Source organism: Pseudomonas sp. Irchel s3b6 (assembly GCF_900187415.1).
In the GTDB taxonomy this organism is placed as follows: Bacteria; Pseudomonadota; Gammaproteobacteria; order Pseudomonadales; family Pseudomonadaceae; genus Aquipseudomonas.
Map to the genome: position 1 here is coordinate 270,404 of NZ_FYDM01000001.1, position 18,651 is coordinate 289,054.

Genomic DNA, 18,651 nt, shown 5'->3' on the forward strand with positions numbered 1-18,651 from the left:
CTGACCAGCGTATTACGCGTTACAGACTACAAAAGCGATGTTTCAGGTGCGGTTCAGCTGCTGCGCATCAGCGGATACAGCTCTTTGAGCAGTTTGCGCCGGCTGATCACCAGCTGCCAGCGATGGCCGCCCAGTTGCCGCCACAGGCGCGCCGAGCGGATGCCGGCCAACAGCAGGGCACGGATCTTCGAGGCGTTGCTCGGTTGCTGCAGGTTGCGCATGTCACCGTGTACCTGGATGCGTTGGCGCAGGGTGCTCAACGTGTCCTGATACAGCGCGCCACAGGCGGCGATCACGTTTTCGTGAGCCGGGCCGAAATGTTCCACCTGGGACTGGATCTGGGGCAGACGCTTGCCGATGACTTCGAGCATGTCCTCGCGCTTGGCCAGTTGTCGCTCAAGGCCCAGCATCGACAGGGCGTAGCGCAGCGGTTCGCGTTGCAGGGTGTTGGGGTCGCGCTCGAGGGCGCCGATCAGTGCGCGATAGCCTTCGCGCAAATTGAGGTCGTCGCCACCGTAGACTTCCAGGGTGTCCTTGGGGTCGCGGATCAGCAGGCTGCCGAGCATGCAGGTCAGGCCCGCTTCGCTGACCTGGCCGGTCTTGGCGATCTTGTCCACTAGCACGGCGGCCAGAAACACGCCGCCCAGTGCCGTCAGTTGCTCCTGGGTCGGGCTCATGGGCGCGAATCCTTGCTGTGCCAGGGTTCGGCGACTTCAATGACGCCGCCACCGAGGCAGATTTCACCGTCGTAGAAGACGACCGACTGGCCCGGGGTGACCGCGCGTTGCGGGTCGTCGAAGATGGCGCGGTAGCCGCTGGCGGTTTTTTCCAGGGTGCAGGGCTGGTCGCCCTGGCGGTAGCGTACTTTCGCCGTCAGGCGGCGTGGCTCGCTCAGGTCGACCGGGTTGACCCAGTAGATCTCGGAGGCGAGCAGGGCGCGGGAGAACAACCACGGGTGGTCGTTGCCCTGGCCTACGATCAGCTCGTTGTGCTCCAGGTCCTTGATCAACACGTACCACGGCTCGTCGCTGGCGTCTTTCAGGCCGCCGATGCCCAGGCCCTGGCGCTGGCCGATGGTGTGGTACATCAGGCCATGGTGGCGGCCGATCACTTCACCTTCGGTGGTCTTGATTTCGCCTGGCTGGGCCGGCAGGTATTGCTTGAGGAAGTCGCTGAAGCGTCGCTCACCGATAAAGCAGATGCCGGTGGAGTCTTTCTTCTTGGCGGTGGCCAGGTCGTGTTTCTCGGCGATTGCGCGCACTTCGGGTTTTTCCAGTTCGCCAACCGGGAACAGGGTCTTGGCGATCTGTTCACCGCCCACGGCGTGCAGGAAGTAGCTCTGGTCCTTGTTCGGGTCCAGGCCCTTGAGCAGTTCGGTGCGGCCATCGATGTCGCGGCGGCGCACATAGTGGCCGGTGGCGATCAGGTCGGCACCGAGCATCATGGCGTAGTCGAGGAACGCCTTGAACTTGATTTCACGGTTGCACAGGATGTCCGGGTTCGGCGTGCGACCGGCCTTGTATTCGGCCAGGAAGTGCTCGAACACGTTGTCCCAGTACTCGGCAGCGAAGTTGGCGGTGTGCAGCTTGATGCCAATCCTGTCGCATACGGCCTGGGCGTCTGCCAGGTCATCCATGGCGGTGCAGTACTCCGTACCGTCGTCCTCTTCCCAGTTCTTCATGAACAGGCCTTCCACCTGGTAACCCTGCTCGATCAGCAGTAAGGCAGAAACGGAAGAGTCCACGCCGCCGGACATGCCGACAATGACGCGCTTCTTTTGAGTGTCAGAAGGGGCTGGATCACGCATAGGAGTTTAATGAGTGTCTTGAAAAAGGACGCGATTCTAGCAGGCCCGGGCCCACAAGGCTAAAGAGAAGGGCGGATCAGTTCGAGGTCGAAGTGCTTACCGTCCAGATAATCGTCGATACAGCGGATGATCAGCTCGCTGCGCCAGTGGTCGCGCTGATTCATGAGCTCGTCGCGGGTCAGCCACTTGGCGCCGACGATGCCGTCGTCCAGTTGATAGTCCGGATGGTGTTGCAGCTGTTTGGCGCTGAAGCAGACCCGTTGATAGGTTACGCCGTTACTGGGGGCGGTGTAGAGGTAAATGCCGATAACGCCGGTGGGTTCGACGTCCCAGCCGGTTTCCTCGAGGGTTTCGCGCACGGCGGCTTCGATCAGGGTTTCGTCTGGATCCAGGTGGCCGGCGGGCTGGTTGAGCACCGTGCGCCCAGCCTTGAGTTCTTCGACCATCAGGAAGCGACCGTTGTCCTCGACGATGGTGGCGACGGTGATGTGGGGGAGCCAATCCATAAGATGCACTCGATGTTTAGTATTGGAACGCCGTCCCAGCATACAAGCGGGCTTCGGTTTCTAGGGTTGAATTTTTGTCGCGGCCAGAAGCAGAAACCCCGGCGCTGGGCCGGGGTTCCTTTGCATCCTTACAACCTTACACCAGCGCAGCAATCGCCGCGTTGAAGGTGTTGCTCGGGCGCATGGCCTTGCTGATCAGCTCGGCGCTGGCGTGGTAGTAGCCGCCGATGTCCACTGGCTTGCCCTGCACGGCGTTGAGCTCGGCAACGATGGTCGCCTCGTTCTCGGTCAGGGTCTTGGCCAGTTGGGTGAACTGGGCCTGCAGCGCAGCGTCTTCGGTCTGGGCGGCCAGGGACTGAGCCCAGTACAGCGCCAGGTAGAAGTGGCTGCCGCGGTTGTCGATGTTGCCGACTTTGCGCGATGGCGACTTGTTGTTATCCAGGAACTGGCCGGTGGCCTGGTCCAGGGTCTTGGCCAGAACCAGCGCCTTGGGGTTGTTGTAGGTAACACCCAGGTGCTCGAGGGATGCGGCCAGGGCCAGGAACTCGCCCAGCGAATCCCAGCGCAGGAAGTTTTCTTCCAGCAGCTGTTGAACGTGCTTCGGCGCCGAACCGCCAGCGCCGGTTTCGAACAGGCCACCGCCATTCATCAGCGGTACGATCGACAGCATCTTGGCGCTAGTGCCCAGTTCCATGATCGGGAACAGGTCTGTCAGGTAGTCGCGCAGCACGTTGCCGGTCACCGAGATGGTGTCGAGGCCTTCGCGGGTACGGTCCAGGGTGAACTTCATCGCGTCGACAGGCGACATGATGCGGATGTCCAGGCCGGCGGTGTCGTGATCCTTCAGGTAGGCCTGAACTTTCTCGATCACCACGCCGTCGTGGGCGCGCATCGGGTCCAGCCAGAAGATTGCCGGAGTTGCACTTGCGCGAGCACGGTTGACGGCCAGCTTGACCCAGTCCTGGATCGGTGCGTCTTTGGTCTGGCACATGCGGAAGATGTCGCCGGCTTCAACCGATTGCTCCAGCAGGGTGCGACCGGCGCTGTCGGAAACGCGAACCACGCCGTCGGCCTTGATCTGGAAGGTCTTGTCGTGGGAGCCGTACTCTTCGGCTTTTTTCGCCATCAGGCCAACGTTTGGCACGCTGCCCATGGTGGTCGGATCGAAGGCGCCGTGTTGCTTGCAGTCTTCGATCACCGCCTGGTAGATGGTGGCATAGCAGCGATCCGGGATCACGGCCTTGGTGTCGTGCAGCTGGCCGTCGGTGCCCCACATTTTGCCGGAGTCACGGATCATGGCCGGCATCGAGGCGTCGACGATGACGTCGCTCGGCACGTGCAGGTTGGTGATGCCTTTGTCGGAGTTGACCATGGCCAGCGACGGACGAACGGCGTAGACCGCCTGGATGTCGGCTTCGATCGCAGCTTGTTGCTCGGCCGGCAAGGCCTTGATGCGAGCGTACAGGTCGCCGATGCCGTTGTTCAGGTTGAAGCCGATTTGAGCCAGCACGTCAGCGTGCTTGGCCAGTGCGTCTTTATAGAACTCGGCAACGATCTGGCCGAACATGATCGGGTCGGAGACCTTCATCATGGTGGCTTTGAGGTGGACCGACAGCAGCACACCCTTGGCCTTGGCGTCTTCGATCTCGGCAGCAATGAAGCTGCGCAGCGCGTTTTTGCTCATGACCGCGCAATCGAGGATCTCACCGGCTTGTACGGTGGTTTTTGCCTTCAGGACGGTGGAGGTGCCGTCCTGGGCGATCAGTTCGATTTTGACGGCGTCAGCGGCGTCGATCAGGGCGGCCTTTTCGCTGCCGTAGAAATCGCCGGTGCTCATGTGAGCGATGTGGGACTTGGAGTCCTTGGCCCAGGCGCCCATTTTGTGCGGGTGCTTGCGTGCGTAGTTCTTGACCGACAGCGGAGCGCGGCGGTCGGAGTTGCCTTCGCGCAGAACCGGGTTGACCGCGCTGCCCTTGATCTTGTCGTAACGCGCCTTGGCGTCCTTGTCGGCATCGCTGGTAACGGTTTCCGGGTAGTCCGGCAGGGCGTAGCCCTGGGCTTGCAGCTCTTTGATCGCGGCTTGCAGCTGTGGAACCGAAGCGCTGATGTTCGGCAACTTGATGATGTTGGCTTCAGGCGTAACGGCCAGGGCGCCCAGTTCGGCGAGGTGGTCGGCTACGGCTTTGTCGCCCAGTTGCTCGGGGAAGCTGGCCAGAATACGACCTGCCAGCGAGATATCGCGGGTTTCGACAGCGATATCGGCCGAAGCGGTGAAGGCTTCAACGATCGGGAGCAGGGAATAGGTGGCGAGGGCGGGAGCTTCGTCGGTGAAGGTGTAGATGATCTTCGAGCGGGTGGGCATATTCGGATTAACTCTCTTCTTTGCTAGAGCGTGCGCAGAAACTCGAGGGGCGCCGGGTAAGCGCGTTCGTTCAAAGTCATCCATGAGCCGAATGTCGAGGTTTCTTCGCGGTGATGTTGGGTGCATCAGTCGAGCGTCAAGCGGGTGGACTGCGGTAACAGTCCGGCTTTTCGGGCCTCGGGTCTCGGCTACATTTCCTGTCGCAGAGCGGTCGGCCGTCGTGACTCTGTGGTCAGCGGCGGCATTATACATAGGTAGCTGGCAAAGCGCCGATGGTTCATACGCAACTCCTCTCGTCCATTGGTCTAAAGGTCGCACCCGCATCGGGGAGTAGAGGCAGCCAATGTGCTTGAATTTGGCGCTTTTCCCTTTGCTTTCAGGCTTGTAGGCCGCGAACTGCACCGGTTTCGCTACCTGGGAGTGGAACATGAGGTTCCCGTCCAGATTCAACTGGGGTACGCTCGGACGCAGCCAGATGTTCAATCCACACAACGGAGTTCAGCATGGGATACAAGAAGATTCAGGTTCCAGCAGTCGGCGACAAAATCACCGTCAACGCAGACCATTCTCTCAATGTTCCTAACAACCCGATCATCCCGTTCATTGAAGGGGATGGTATTGGCGTTGATATCAGCCCGGTCATGATCAAGGTTGTCGATGCTGCTGTTAAGAAGGCTTACGGCGGCGAACGCAAGATTTCCTGGATGGAAGTGTATGCCGGGGAAAAAGCGACTCAGGTTTACGATCAGGACACCTGGCTGCCTCAGGAGACTCTGGACGCAGTCAAGGATTACGTGGTTTCCATCAAGGGTCCGCTGACCACGCCGGTCGGTGGCGGTATTCGCTCCCTCAACGTTGCCCTGCGCCAGCAGCTTGACCTGTATGTGTGCTTGCGCCCAGTGCGCTGGTTCGAAGGCGTGCCTAGCCCGGTCAAGAAGCCGGGCGACGTCGACATGACGATCTTCCGCGAGAACTCGGAAGACATCTACGCCGGTATCGAGTGGAAGGCCGGCTCGCCGGAGGCGACCAAGGTCATCAAGTTCCTTAAAGAAGAAATGGGCGTCACCAAGATCCGTTTCGACGAAAACTGCGGCATCGGCGTCAAGCCGGTTTCCCTGGAAGGTACCAAGCGTCTGGCTCGCAAGGCCCTGCAGTATGTGGTCGACAATGATCGTGATTCGCTGACCATCGTCCACAAGGGCAACATCATGAAGTTCACCGAAGGTGCCTTCAAGGAATGGGCCTACGAAGTGGCGGCGCAAGAATTCGGCGCCACCCTGCTCGACGGCGGTCCGTGGATGCAGTTCAAGAACCCGAAAACCGGCAAGAATGTCATCGTCAAGGACGCCATCGCCGACGCCATGCTCCAGCAGATCCTGCTGCGCCCGGCCGAGTACGATGTGATTGCCACCCTGAACCTGAACGGCGACTACCTGTCCGATGCCCTGGCGGCTGAAGTCGGTGGTATCGGTATTGCGCCAGGTGCCAACCTGTCCGACACCGTGGCCATGTTTGAAGCGACCCACGGTACTGCGCCCAAGTATGCCGGCAAAGACCAGGTGAACCCGGGCTCGCTGATCCTGTCCGCTGAAATGATGCTGCGCCACATGGGCTGGACCGAAGCGGCCGACCTGATCATCAAGGGCACCAACGGCGCTATCTCGGCCAAGACCGTGACCTACGACTTCGAACGTCTGATGGAAGGCGCCACCTTGCTGTCTTCTTCGGCGTTTGGTGATGCACTGATCTCGCATATGTAAGCGGATCGGCGGCCAACAAAAAACCGGCCGGCTCAAGTGATTGAGTCGGCCGGTTTTTTTATGATCGGATGTTTGTCGGATTACGCCGTGGCGGTGTGGGTCTGCTCTGCCTGGGTGGCGGCTTGAGTTTCCTTGGCGGTGTTGATGTTGACGGCATGCAAGCCCTTGGGTCCCTGGATGATCTCGAAGATCACCGGTTGGCCTGCCTTCAGGGTCTTGTAGCCCTCCATCGTGATGGCGGAGTAGTGGGCAAACAGGTCATCCGTTTTGCCTTCTTCATTGATAAAACCGTAACCCTTGGCATTGTTGAACCATTTCACCTTGCCGACTGCCATGCTCATATCCCTCTGCAACAGACTCCATCACTGGAGTATCATCCAGTTAATCCTCGTCAAATCCTCCATAATTGGATTCGACGGCAAGGACCTTTTTTACCCACTGTGGGCTCTATTGGTTGTAACACTGTTTTACCGATAGTCAAGGCATCCAGGTATTCGGAGTTGAAAAGCTCTAGCGCCGCCCCCACCACTGTATTCAGCTCAACTGACGAACCTTTCTTTCCATGCATGCAATCAGCCAGATTCGACTAACATTCAATCAGGATCGCCCGGATTTACACGACGACGATTCCGCAGGCATTGCTGTACAGGAGGCAAAACCTGCGTTGCAGGCGCCGCCGATGTACAAGGTGGTTTTGTTCAACGATGACTACACACCGATGGATTTCGTCGTCGAAGTGCTCGAGGTGTTTTTTAACCTGAATCGAGAGCTGGCGACCAAGGTAATGCTGGCCGTCCATACAGAAGGACGGGCAGTATGTGGATTGTTTACCCGCGACATCGCCGAGACTAAGGCCATGCAGGTCAACCAGTACGCCAGGGAAAGCCAGCATCCGCTACTCTGTGAAATCGAGAAGGACGGTTAACGCCGACCACTTGGGTATGAGGTGAAGCTATGTTAAACCGCGAGCTCGAAGTCACCCTCAATCTCGCCTTCAAGGAGGCGCGTTCGAAACGTCATGAGTTCATGACTGTCGAACACCTCCTGTTGGCTCTATTGGATAATGAGGCCGCCGCCACCGTTTTGCGTGCTTGCGGCGCAAACCTCGACAAACTCAAGCATGACCTGCAGGAGTTCATCGACTCCACCACGCCTTTGATTCCTGTCCATGACGAGGATCGCGAAACCCAGCCAACCCTGGGCTTCCAGCGTGTACTGCAACGTGCAGTCTTCCATGTACAGAGCTCGGGTAAACGCGAAGTGACCGGCGCCAACGTGCTGGTTGCGATCTTCAGTGAGCAAGAGAGTCAGGCCGTGTTCCTGCTTAAACAGCAGAGCGTTGCCCGTATCGATGTCGTCAATTACATCGCCCACGGCATCTCCAAAGTGCCCGGGCATGGCGATCACTCCGAGGGTGAGCAAGATATGCAGGACGACGAGGGCGGTGAGTCTTCTTCTTCAGGCAATCCTCTGGATGCATATGCCAGCAACCTCAACGAGCTGGCGCGCCAGGGGCGTATCGACCCGCTGGTCGGGCGTGAAATGGAAGTTGAGCGCGTTGCGCAGATTCTGGCGCGTCGGCGCAAGAACAACCCGCTGCTGGTGGGTGAGGCTGGCGTGGGTAAAACCGCGATTGCCGAAGGCCTGGCCAAGCGCATTGTCGACAATCAGGTGCCTGATCTGTTGGCCAATAGCGTGGTGTATTCCCTTGACCTGGGCGCCTTGCTGGCGGGTACCAAGTACCGCGGCGATTTCGAGAAGCGCTTCAAGGCGCTGCTCCATGAGCTGAAAAAACGTCCGCAGGCCATCCTGTTCATCGACGAGATCCACACTATCATCGGCGCCGGTGCTGCGTCCGGTGGCGTCATGGATGCATCCAACCTGCTCAAGCCGCTGCTGTCGTCGGGTGATATCCGCTGCATTGGCTCGACCACGTTCCAGGAATTTCGTGGAATCTTCGAGAAAGACCGTGCCCTGGCCCGACGCTTCCAGAAAGTCGATGTATCGGAGCCTTCGGTCGAAGACACCATCGGCATCCTGCGCGGCCTGAAAGGGCGTTTCGAGCTCCATCACAATATCGAATACAGTGATGAAGCCCTGCGCGCCGCGGCTGAACTGGCTTCGCGCTACATCAACGACCGGCACATGCCGGACAAGGCCATCGACGTGATCGACGAGGCGGGTGCGTATCAGCGCTTGCAGCCGGTCGAGAAACGGGTGAAACGCATCGAAGTGCCACAGGTCGAGGACATCGTCGCGAAAATCGCGCGGATTCCGCCTAAACACGTGACCAGTTCCGACAAAGAACTGCTGCGTAACCTCGAGCGTGATCTGAAGCTGACGGTGTTTGGTCAGGATGCGGCGATTGACTCGCTGTCTACCGCGATCAAGCTGTCCCGTGCTGGCCTCAAGTCGCCTGACAAGCCGGTCGGTTCATTCCTGTTCGCCGGTCCCACGGGCGTCGGTAAAACCGAAGCGGCCCGGCAGTTGGCCAAGGCGATGGGGATCGAACTGGTTCGTTTCGACATGTCCGAGTACATGGAGCGTCACACCGTATCGCGTCTGATCGGTGCGCCTCCAGGTTATGTCGGGTTCGACCAGGGCGGCCTGTTGACCGAGGCCATCACCAAGCAGCCCCATTGCGTGTTGTTGCTCGATGAAATCGAGAAGGCGCATCCGGAAGTCTTCAACCTGCTGCTGCAGGTCATGGACCACGGTACGCTCACCGATAACAACGGGCGCAAGGCGGACTTCCGTAACGTGATCGTGATCATGACGACCAACGCCGGCGCTGAAACCGCGGCCCGTGCCTCGATCGGTTTCACCTATCAGGATCACTCGTCCGATGCGATGGAAGTGATCAAGAAGAGTTTCACGCCGGAGTTCCGCAACCGCCTGGACACCATTATCCAGTTTGGTCGCCTCAGCCATGAGGTTATCAAGAGTGTGGTGGACAAGTTCCTTACCGAGCTTCAGGCGCAGCTGGAAGACAAGCGCGTGCAACTGGAAGTGACCGATGCCGCACGCAGTTGGCTGGCGGCGGGAGGCTACGACACGGCAATGGGTGCTCGACCCATGGCCCGTTTGATCCAGGACAAGATCAAGCGTCCGCTGGCGGAGGAGATCCTCTTTGGCGAACTGGCCGACCATGGCGGTGTGGTGCACATCGACATCAAGGATGGCGAGCTGACCTTCGACTTCGAGACTACGGCTGAAATGGCCTGATGGTTGTTGACCTGCTGTAAAGCGAAAGGCGCCTGTTGGCGCCTTTTTGCTGTCTACTCGGTTGGGGGGGGTATCCGGTGTTGCGGTTGAGGCCGCTGGCTGTGTGTTGGTGGGTGTGTATATCCGTTGCTGCGGTTAAGGCCGCTGGCGGTTTCGCCCTTACGGCGACTCACTTTTTTGACAAGCGCCTCAAAAAAGTAAGCAAAAAAACGCTCGCCCCGAGCGTCCGGCCCCTCGCTAAGGCTCGGCGTTCCTTCGCTCCGGTATCCATCTGGGGGCATCGTCCTCCGGTTTGCTTCGCTGCACCTCCATGCGATGTGTTCGACTTCGTCGAACGGCGCTGCGCGCCAATCCCCAGATGAATACCTACGCTCAGCCTCCCGAAGGGGCGGGCAAATCAAAAGCGAGGCGGCCTGCCGGCCGGCCTGATTGTTGGTGTGTTCAGTTCGTTTGTGCGGGGGGGCTAAGATCTTTGGCTTTGGCTTTGGCTTTGGCTTTGGCTTTGGCTTTGGCTTTGGCTTTGGCTTCGGCTTTTGATCTTGCTTTTGCTCTTTCGCCCCATCGGCAGGCCGAGCGTAGGTGTGCATCAGGGGGAAGGCGCGTAGCGCCGTTCGGTGAAGCCGAACACATCGAGAGGAGGTCGTCGCGAAGCAGACCGGAGGCGATGCCCCCTGATGGGCACCGTAGCGAGGGAATACCGAGCCTTGGCGAGGTACCGTACGCCGGGGCGAAAGCCTTTTGGTTCCTTTTTGGCGTTTGAAAAAGGGACTCGCTGTAAGAGCGAAACCGCCAGCGGCCTTAACCGCAGGAACGGATATGTACACAGCCCAGGCTGTAAAAGCGAAGCCGCCAGCGGCCGTTACCGCAGAAATGGATATGTGCTCGATCTACGCAAACAACAGACAAACAAAAACGCCCGGCATAAACCGGGCGTTTTGTATTGACTTGATTAGCGAGCGCGGTAAGTGATGCGCCCTTTGCTCAAGTCATAGGGCGTCAGCTCGACGCGCACCTTGTCACCGGTAAGAATACGAATGTAGTTCTTGCGCATCTTGCCGGAAATATGCGCGGTTACGACGTGCCCATTTTCCAACTCCACACGAAACATGGTGTTGGGCAGGGTGTCGACGACAGTGCCTTCCATTTCGAAGCTGTCTTCTTTCGACATGCAGTAAAGCCCTCGGTATCCAATGAATGGCCCGGTGCAACTGCGCCAGGCAAAAGCGGCGTGCATTGTGCCCGAAAAGTGGGGTTCAAGCCAAGGGATTTAGGGAGCAGGCTAGTTCAGGACCACCCAGCGCTGGTTAATCAGCAGCTCTATGGGGCGATATTGGGTCTTGTAGCTCATTTTTTTGCAGTTCTTGATCCAGTATCCAAGGTACACCGCATCAAGGCCCAGGCGGCGGGCTTCGCCGATTTGCCAGAGGATGGCATAACGCCCCAGGCTGCGGCGCTCTTCGTCGGGGTCATAGAAGGTATACACCGCGGACAACCCGTTGGGCAGCAGGTCGGTCACGGCGATCGCCAGCAGGCGACCTTCGAGGCGGAATTCATAGAAGCGCGAAAAAGGCAGGTCACGGACCAGAAAGGTCGAGAACTGATCACGGCTGGGCGGGTACATGTCGCCGTCGGCGTGACGCTGTTCAATGTAGCGTTGATAGAGGTCGAAGTATTCTTCGCTGAAACCGGGTTTCGCCGGGCGCACCTGCACGTCGGCGTTGCGCTTGAAAATGCGTTTCTGTTGTCGGTTGGGGGTGAACTGCATGACCGGAATGCGCGCAGGCACACACGCATTGCAGTTCTGGCAATGAGGTCGGTACAGGTGGTCGCCACTGCGACGAAAACCCATTTCCGACAGGTCTGCATAGACGTGCACATCCATGGGCTGGCTAGGGTCGAGAAACAGCGTCGTCGCCTGTTCCTCTGGCAGGTAGCTGCAAGAGTGGGGCTGAGTGGCATAAAACTTGAGGCGCGCCAACTCGGTCATAATCAACCCTCGGGATTTGCTGTTCAATTAAGTGTAAGCCACGGGCGCCAAAGGCGCCTAGCAAACCCATGTGGCGCGGTTGGGTAGATCAAGGTGTTGTGCCAGGTAGCCGGCAAACTCCCGACGCGGGATCGAGCGGGCACCCAGACTGTGCAGGTGGCCGGTGGGCATCTGGCAGTCGATCAGCACAAAGCCTGCGTCCTTGAGGTGGTTGACGAGAGTGGCAAAGCCGTACTTGGAGGCGTTGTCGGCGCGGCTGAACATCGACTCGCCAAAAAACAGTTGCCCCATCGCCAGGCCATAAAGCCCCCCCACCAGCACGCCTTGATCCCAGACCTCTACGGAGTGGGCGTGGCCGCGGGCATGGAGTTCGGTGTAGGCGCTTTGCATGGCGTCGGTGATCCAGGTGCCGTCGGCGTAGTCCCGTGGTGCGGCGCAGGCGCTGATAACGGCGGTGAAGTCCTGGTCGAAGGTGACCTGGTAGCGCTGTTGTCGCAGCAGTTTGGCGAGGCTGCGAGAAACATGCAGTTCGTCGGGAAACAAGACGGTGCGCGGGTCGGGAGACCACCAAAGAATCGGTTGGCCTTCCGAGAACCAGGGAAAGCAGCCGTGGCGATAGGCATGGACCAGCCGATCGGCGGACAGGTCGCCGCCAGCGGCAAGCAGGCCGTTGGGCTCGCGCATGGCTTTTTCCAGCGGCGGGAATGTCAGGGAGTCGCGTTGTAACCAGGTCAGCATGGCATCCAGCTTACAGAAGGGGAGGGCGGCGGCAGGTCCGGCCTGCCGCCATGGCTCTGATTCAGTTGTCGTCGAGGTATTTTTCAGCGTCCAGCGCCGCCATGCAACCGGCACCGGCGGAGGTCACTGCCTGGCGGTACACGTGGTCGGCGACATCGCCGGCGGCAAACACGCCGTTGATTTCGGTGGCGGTGGCATTGCCTTCGCTACCGCCCTGCACCCGCAGGTAGCCGTTATGCATCTCCAACTGGCCCTGGAACAGGTCCGTATTGGGTTTGTGGCCAATGGCGATGAACACGCCCGCCAGCGGCAGTTCGCGGGTTTCGCCGGTGTTGCTGTCGCGCAGGCGGGCACCGGTGACACCGCTGGCGTCGCCCAGTACTTCGTCGAGGTTCTGGTTCCAGTGCAGATGGATATTACCGTTTGCGGCTTTTTCGAACAGTTTGTCCTGCAGGATCTTCTCCGAGCGCAGTTTGTCGCGGCGGTGAATCAGGTGAACCTCCCTGGCAATGTTGGACAGGTACAGCGCTTCTTCAACGGCGGTATTGCCGCCGCCGACCACCGCGACCACCTGGTTGCGATAGAAAAAACCGTCGCAGGTGGCGCAGGCCGAAACCCCCTTGCCGGCGAAGGCCTCTTCCGAAGGCAGGCCCAGGTACTGGGCCGAGGCTCCGGTGGCGATGATCAGCGCGTCGCAGGTGTAGGTGCCGCTGTCGCCGATGAGTTCGAACGGGCGCTGCTGCAACTTGGCGGTGTGGATGTGGTCGTAGACGATTCGGGTGTCAAAGCGCTCGGCATGCTTTTGCATGCGTTCCATGAGTACCGGGCCGGTGAGGCCTTCGACGTCCCCGGGCCAGTTGTCGACTTCGACGGTGGTGGTCAGCTGGCCACCTGCCTGTATGCCGGTGATGACAACGGGTTTGAGGTTGGCGCGGGCAGCATAAACGGCGGCGCTGTAACCGGCGGGGCCGGAGCCCAGAATGATCAGGCGTGAATGCTTGGGTTCGCTCATAAAAACACCTCATAAGCCTTTGTCACAAAAGAGAATGCATGCTCAAATTGACCCGCATGCACTGTACTTTTGGCTATGCTGTAGCCGAAGACCTGAAGCATGGCATCGGACGCACAAACCCGTACAATACCGGGCTGTTACAGTGTATTTATCAAAATAAGCAGTGCATGCCGTGTTTATAAAAACCCGAGTGCAGTGTTAAAAGTAGTCCCAGTTGCACCTGTTCACTTTTTTACCTGCCTGGATTGGGCAGTTTTATAGTCATTCAACAGATGGACGCGCCAAGGGCGCAGGAAAAGAAGCGTTTTGAAGAAATCCACCGCAGCACCTAAAACAGTCGTTCCGCTCTGGCGTCAGCACCTGCACTACCGTCTCAAGGAAGGTGCGCTGATCGCCATTGGCGCCTTGTGCCTGTTCCTGATGATGGCCTTGCTGACCTACGGCAAGGACGATCCGGGCTGGAGCCACAACAGCAAGATTGACGATGTGCAGAACTTCGGTGGGCCGGCCGGCTCCTACAGCGCCGATATCCTGTTCATGGTGCTGGGTTACTTCGCCTACATCTTCCCGCTGTTGCTGGCGGTCAAGACCTACCAGATCTTCCGCCAGCGCCATGAGCCGTGGCAGTGGAGTGGCTGGCTGTTCTCCTGGCGCCTGATCGGCCTGGTGTTCCTGGTGTTGTCGGGCGCGGCCCTGGCCCACATCCATTTCCATGCTCCGACCGGGCTGCCGGCGGGCGCCGGTGGTGCGCTGGGGGAAAGCCTGGGGGATCTGGCGCGGAACGCGCTGAACATCCAGGGCAGCACCCTGATGTTCATTGCCCTGTTCCTGTTCGGCCTGACCGTGTTCACCGACCTGTCATGGTTCAAGGTGATGGACCTGACCGGCAAGATCACCCTCGACCTGTTCGAGGTGTTCCAGGGCGCCGCCAATCGCTGGTGGGCGGCGCGCGCCGAGCGCAAGCAACTGGTTGCCCAACTGCGTGAAGTCGATGACCGGGTGCATGATGTAGTTGCGCCGACCGTCACTGACAAACGCGAGCAGGCCAAGGTCAAGGAACGCCTGATCGAGCGTGAGCAGGCCCTGAGCAAGCACATGTCCGAGCGCGAAAAACAGGTGCCGCCAGTGATTCTGCCCGCGCCACCGAAGCCGCCGGCACCGAGCAAGCGCGTGGAAAAGGAGAAGCAGGCGCCGCTGTTCGTCGACAGTGCCGTGGAAGGCACCTTGCCACCGATCTCGATCCTCGACCCGGCGGAAAAGAAACAACTCAACTATTCCCCTGAGTCGCTGGCGGCGGTCGGCCACCTGCTGGAAATCAAACTCAAGGAATTTGGCGTCGAAGTCACCGTGGACTCGATCCATCCGGGTCCGGTGATTACCCGTTACGAAATCCAGCCGGCGGCCGGGGTCAAGGTCAGCCGTATTTCCAATCTGGCCAAGGACCTTGCCCGTTCACTGGCAGTGACCAGCGTGCGGGTCGTGGAAGTGATCCCGGGCAAGACCACGGTCGGTATCGAGATCCCCAACGAAGACCGCCAGATCGTGCGTTTCTCCGAAGTGCTGTCGACCCCGGAATACGACAACGCCAAGTCGCCGGTGACCCTGGCCCTGGGGCATGACATCGGCGGCAAGCCGGTGATCACTGACCTGGCCAAGATGCCCCACCTGCTGGTGGCCGGTACCACCGGTTCCGGTAAGTCGGTGGGGGTGAACGCGATGATCCTGTCGATCCTGTTCAAGTCGGGCCCGGAAGACGCCAAGCTGATCATGATCGACCCGAAAATGCTTGAATTGTCGATCTACGAAGGCATTCCGCACCTGCTGTGCCCGGTGGTCACCGACATGAAGGACGCGGCCAACGCCCTGCGCTGGAGCGTGGCCGAGATGGAGCGGCGCTACAAACTGATGGCGAAGATGGGCGTGCGTAACCTGGCCGGCTTCAACCAGAAGGTCAAGGACGCCGAGGACGCCGGCACACCGCTGACCGACCCGCTGTACAACCGCGAGAGCATCCACGACGAAGCGCCGCTGCTGAAGAAGCTGCCGACCATCGTGGTGGTGGTCGACGAATTCGCCGACATGATGATGATCGTCGGCAAGAAGGTTGAGGAATTGATCGCCCGTATCGCCCAGAAGGCGCGGGCGGCCGGCATTCACTTGATCCTGGCGACCCAGCGTCCGTCGGTGGACGTGATCACCGGCCTGATCAAGGCCAACATTCCGACCCGCATGGCGTTCCAGGTGTCGAGCAAGATCGACTCGCGGACCATCATCGACCAGGGCGGTGCCGAGCAACTGCTGGGCCACGGTGACATGCTCTACATGCCGCCGGGCACCAGCCTGTCGATTCGGGTTCACGGCGCGTTCGTCTCCGACGATGAAGTGCATCGGGTGGTCGAAGCCTGGAAACTGCGCGGCGCCCCGGAGTACAACGATGACATCCTCAATGGTGTCGAAGAGGCAGGCAGCGGCTTTGAAGGCGGCAGCGGTGGTGGTGACGATGATGCTGAAACCGATGCGCTCTACGACGAAGCCGTGCAGTTCGTGCTGGAAAGCCGCCGCGCATCGATCTCGGCAGTGCAACGCAAGCTCAAGATCGGTTACAACCGTGCTGCACGCATGATCGAAGCCATGGAGATGGCCGGGGTCGTGACCTCCATGAATACCAACGGCTCGCGTGAAGTCCTGGCCCCAGGCCCGGTGCGCGACTGATCAGTGCCGCGTGAGTTCACGCGGCGCGCCATTCAAACGAATATCTAAGAGGACTCCCATGCGTCTTATCCGCATGTTGCTGTTGCCGGTACTGGCTTTAACCACGTTGTCGGCCCATGCCGATGACAAGGATGTGGCGCGTCTGACCCAACTGCTTGAAAAGTCGCAGACCCTGACTGCACGTTTTTCCCAGCTGACCCTCGATGGCACCGGCACCCAGTTGCAGGAAACCACCGGCCAGATGTCGCTGCAGCGCCCGGGCCTGTTCTACTGGCACACCGATGCGCCGCAGGAGCAACTGATGGTGTCTGATGGCAAGAAAGTCTCCCTGTGGGACCCTGACCTGGAGCAGGTCACCATCAAGACTCTCGACCAGCGCCTGACCCAGACGCCCGCCCTGTTGCTCTCCGGCGATGTGTCGAAAATCAGCCAGAGCTTCGATATCAGTTCCAAGGAAGCCGGTGGCGTGATCGATTTCACGCTCAAGCCGAAAACCAAGGACACCCTGTTCGACAACCTGCGCCTGTCGTTCCGTAATGGCCTGGTCAATGACATGCAGTTGATCGACAGTGTTGGCCAGCGTACCAATATCCTGTTCACAGGGGTGAAGGCCAACGAGCCGATCCCGGCGTCCAAGTTCAAGTTCGACATCCCCAAGGGTGCCGATGTGATTCAGGAATAAGATGTAGGACTTGTGTAGGAGCGAGCTTGCTCGCGATACACCCAAGCCCACCGCGGGCTGTCAGGTTTGCAGCGTTATCGTTGACGACCATCGCAAGCAAGCTTGCTCCTACAGGGTGCATATACCCGGTGAGGTTTCAAAAGTAGTGATGGATCTGTTTCGCAGTGCCCCGATCGCTCAACCCCTGGCCGCCCGTCTGCGTGCGGCCAATCTGGACGAGTACGTCGGTCAGGAACACCTGTTGGCCCGCGGCAAGCCCTTGCGTGAGGCGCTGGAGCAGGGTGCCCTGCACTCGATGATTTTCTGGGGGCCGCCGGGGGTGGGTAAAACCACCCTGGCGCGGCTGCTGGCGGAAGTCTCGGACGCGCACTTTGAAACGGTCTCGGCCGTACTGGCCGGGGTCAAGGAAATCCGCCAGGCGGTGGACGTGGCCAAGCAGCAGGCCGGACAATATGGCCGCCGCACGATTCTGTTCGTCGACGAAGTGCATCGCTTCAACAAGTCGCAACAGGACGCCTTCCTGCCGTATGTCGAAGACGGCACGCTGATTTTCATTGGCGCGACCACCGAAAACCCGTCCTTCGAGTTGAACAACGCCTTGCTGTCCCGTGCGCGGGTCTACGTGCTCAAAAGCCTCGATGAGGCTGCGCTGAACAAACTGGTGCAGCGCGCACTGACCGAGGAACGGGGCCTGGGCAAGCGACAGCTGAGCCTCAGCGACGAAGGTTTCCAGATGCTGCTGTCCGCCGCCGATGGCGATGGCCGGCGTCTGCTCAACCTGCTGGAAAACGCCTCGGACCTGGCCGAAGACCACAGCGAGATTGGCGTCGATTTGCTGCAAAGCCTGCTTGGTGATACCCGGCGCCGCTTTGACAAGGGCGGCGAGGCGTTTTACGACCAGATTTCGGCCTTGCACAAATCGGTGCGCGGCTCCAACCCGGACGGCGCGTTGTACTGGTTCGCGCGCATGCTCGACGGTGGTTGCGACCCGTTGTACCTGGCCCGGCGCGTGGTGCGCATGGCCAGCGAAGACATCGGCAACGCCGATCCTCGCGCGCTGAGCCTGTGTCTGGCGGCCTGGGATGTGCAGGAGCGCCTTGGCAGTCCCGAAGGCGAGTTGGCGGTGGCGCAGGCGATCACTTACCTGGCGTGTGCGCCGAAAAGCAACGCGGTGTACATGGGCTTCAAGGCCGCCATGCGCAGTGCCGCCGAACACGGCTCGCTGGAAGTCCCGCTGCATTTGCGCAACGCCCCGACCAAGCTGATGAAGCAGCTTGGCTACGGTGACGAATACCGTTACGCCCACGATGAGCCGGACGCCTATGCGGCCGGCGAAGACTATTTTCCGGAAGCACTGGAGCCGCAAGCGTTCTACCGGCCGGTGCCCCGGGGCCTGGAATTGAAGATCGGCGAGAAGCTCAATCACCTCGCCCAGTTGGACCGCCTGAGCCCCCGGCAGCGGAGAAAGCCTTGATTGCACTGATTGTTGCGGTCTCCGTCGGGGGCGTTGCCGGCACCTTGCTGCGGTTCGCCACCGGCAACTGGATCAACGCCAATTGGCCGCGGCACTTCTATACCGCGACGCTGGCCGTTAATATCGTGGGCTGTTTGCTGATCGGCGTGCTGTATGGCCTGTTTCTGATTCGTCCGGAGGTACCGTTTGAGGTGCGCGCCGGGTTGATCGTCGGCTTCCTCGGAGGGCTGACGACTTTTTCATCCTTTTCACTGGATACGGTGCGCTTGCTGGAAAGCGGGCAAGTGCCGCTGGCCCTGGGCTATGCGGCCATCAGCGTATTCGGCGGGCTGCTCGCGACCTGGGCTGGCCTGTCCCTGACCAAACTTTGATAAACGAGAGACCGA

The 18,651-nt window shown here is 59.8% G+C and carries 16 protein-coding genes; 7 read left to right on the plus strand and 9 right to left on the minus strand.

The features are described from left to right. Window positions 1-53: 53 nt before the first annotated feature. The 4 genes from hflD to CKW07_RS01175 all read right to left on the minus strand — a co-directional run bounded on the left by hflD (window position 54) and on the right by CKW07_RS01175 (window position 4,675). Window positions 54-677, minus strand: a complete 624-nt coding sequence (hflD, locus tag CKW07_RS01160) for a high frequency lysogenization protein HflD (protein WP_095143209.1) — start codon at window positions 675-677, stop codon at window positions 54-56. Then, a complete protein-coding gene (mnmA, locus tag CKW07_RS01165; protein ID WP_095143210.1) occupies window positions 674-1,807 on the minus strand; it encodes a tRNA 2-thiouridine(34) synthase MnmA in 1,134 nt (377 codons plus the stop codon). Before mnmA ends, hflD begins: the two co-directional genes overlap by 4 nt. Window positions 1,808-1,866: 59 nt before the next feature. Then, window positions 1,867-2,313, minus strand: a complete 447-nt coding sequence (locus CKW07_RS01170) for an NUDIX hydrolase (protein ID WP_095143211.1) — start codon at window positions 2,311-2,313, stop codon at window positions 1,867-1,869. Between the two features lie 136 nt (window positions 2,314-2,449). Continuing rightward, on the minus strand, window positions 2,450-4,675 hold the full coding sequence (locus tag CKW07_RS01175) for an NADP-dependent isocitrate dehydrogenase (protein ID WP_095143589.1): 2,226 nt from the start codon (window positions 4,673-4,675) through the stop codon (window positions 2,450-2,452). Between the two features lie 503 nt (window positions 4,676-5,178). Between CKW07_RS01175 and icd the strand changes: the two genes are divergently transcribed. Beyond that, window positions 5,179-6,435, plus strand: a complete 1,257-nt coding sequence (icd, locus tag CKW07_RS01180) for an NADP-dependent isocitrate dehydrogenase (RefSeq protein WP_095143212.1) — start codon at window positions 5,179-5,181, stop codon at window positions 6,433-6,435. An 80-nt stretch (window positions 6,436-6,515) separates the two neighbouring features. On the opposite strand, the gene cspD is transcribed toward icd, so the two are convergent. Then, window positions 6,516-6,770 (minus strand): cold shock domain-containing protein CspD, encoded by a 255-nt coding sequence (gene cspD, locus CKW07_RS01185; protein ID WP_095143590.1) that lies wholly within the window; start codon window positions 6,768-6,770, stop codon window positions 6,516-6,518. Window positions 6,771-6,997: 227 nt separating this feature from the next. On the opposite strand from cspD, the gene clpS reads away from it, so the two are divergent. Both clpS and clpA read left to right on the plus strand, forming a co-directional pair. Then, window positions 6,998-7,360 (plus strand): ATP-dependent Clp protease adapter ClpS, encoded by a 363-nt coding sequence (gene clpS, locus CKW07_RS01190; protein WP_095079293.1) that lies wholly within the window; start codon window positions 6,998-7,000, stop codon window positions 7,358-7,360. Window positions 7,361-7,389: 29 nt separating this feature from the next. Next, entirely contained in the window at window positions 7,390-9,660 is a 2,271-nt protein-coding gene (gene clpA, locus CKW07_RS01195) for an ATP-dependent Clp protease ATP-binding subunit ClpA (protein WP_095143213.1), read from the plus strand. 949 nt (window positions 9,661-10,609) lie between these two features. On the opposite strand, the gene infA is transcribed toward clpA, so the two are convergent. The 4 genes from infA to trxB form a co-directional block, all read right to left on the minus strand. Next, window positions 10,610-10,828 carry a translation initiation factor IF-1 gene (infA, locus tag CKW07_RS01200; protein WP_002553999.1) on the minus strand — a complete coding sequence of 73 codons (219 nt, stop codon included), beginning with the start codon at window positions 10,826-10,828 and terminating at the stop codon, window positions 10,610-10,612. Window positions 10,829-10,939: 111 nt separating this feature from the next. Then, complete coding sequence (locus tag CKW07_RS01205; protein ID WP_095143214.1) at window positions 10,940-11,647, minus strand: arginyltransferase; 708 nt, start codon at window positions 11,645-11,647, stop codon at window positions 10,940-10,942. A gap of 57 nt (window positions 11,648-11,704) precedes the next feature. Beyond that, a complete protein-coding gene (gene aat, locus CKW07_RS01210) occupies window positions 11,705-12,385 on the minus strand; it encodes a leucyl/phenylalanyl-tRNA--protein transferase (protein WP_095143215.1) in 681 nt (226 codons plus the stop codon). 61 nt (window positions 12,386-12,446) lie between these two features. After that, the gene (gene trxB, locus CKW07_RS01215; RefSeq protein WP_095143216.1) at window positions 12,447-13,397 is read right to left on the minus strand and encodes a thioredoxin-disulfide reductase; all 951 of its coding nucleotides are present in this window, start codon (window positions 13,395-13,397) and stop codon (window positions 12,447-12,449) included. A gap of 306 nt (window positions 13,398-13,703) precedes the next feature. Between trxB and CKW07_RS01220 the strand changes: the two genes are divergently transcribed. From CKW07_RS01220 to crcB, 4 genes are all read left to right on the plus strand, one after another. Then, complete coding sequence (locus CKW07_RS01220) at window positions 13,704-16,109, plus strand: DNA translocase FtsK (RefSeq protein WP_095143217.1); 2,406 nt, start codon at window positions 13,704-13,706, stop codon at window positions 16,107-16,109. A gap of 58 nt (window positions 16,110-16,167) precedes the next feature. Then, entirely contained in the window at window positions 16,168-16,791 is a 624-nt protein-coding gene (gene lolA, locus CKW07_RS01225) for an outer membrane lipoprotein chaperone LolA (RefSeq protein ID WP_095079299.1), read from the plus strand. Between the two features lie 148 nt (window positions 16,792-16,939). Continuing rightward, window positions 16,940-18,265: a replication-associated recombination protein A gene (locus CKW07_RS01230; protein ID WP_095143218.1), complete on the plus strand. Its 1,326-nt coding sequence runs from the start codon at window positions 16,940-16,942 to the stop codon at window positions 18,263-18,265. Next, window positions 18,262-18,636, plus strand: coding sequence for a fluoride efflux transporter CrcB (gene crcB / locus CKW07_RS01235; protein ID WP_095143219.1), 375 nt, complete (start codon window positions 18,262-18,264; stop codon window positions 18,634-18,636). The genes CKW07_RS01230 and crcB overlap by 4 nt, the downstream gene beginning before the upstream one ends. Window positions 18,637-18,651 lie beyond the last annotated feature (15 nt).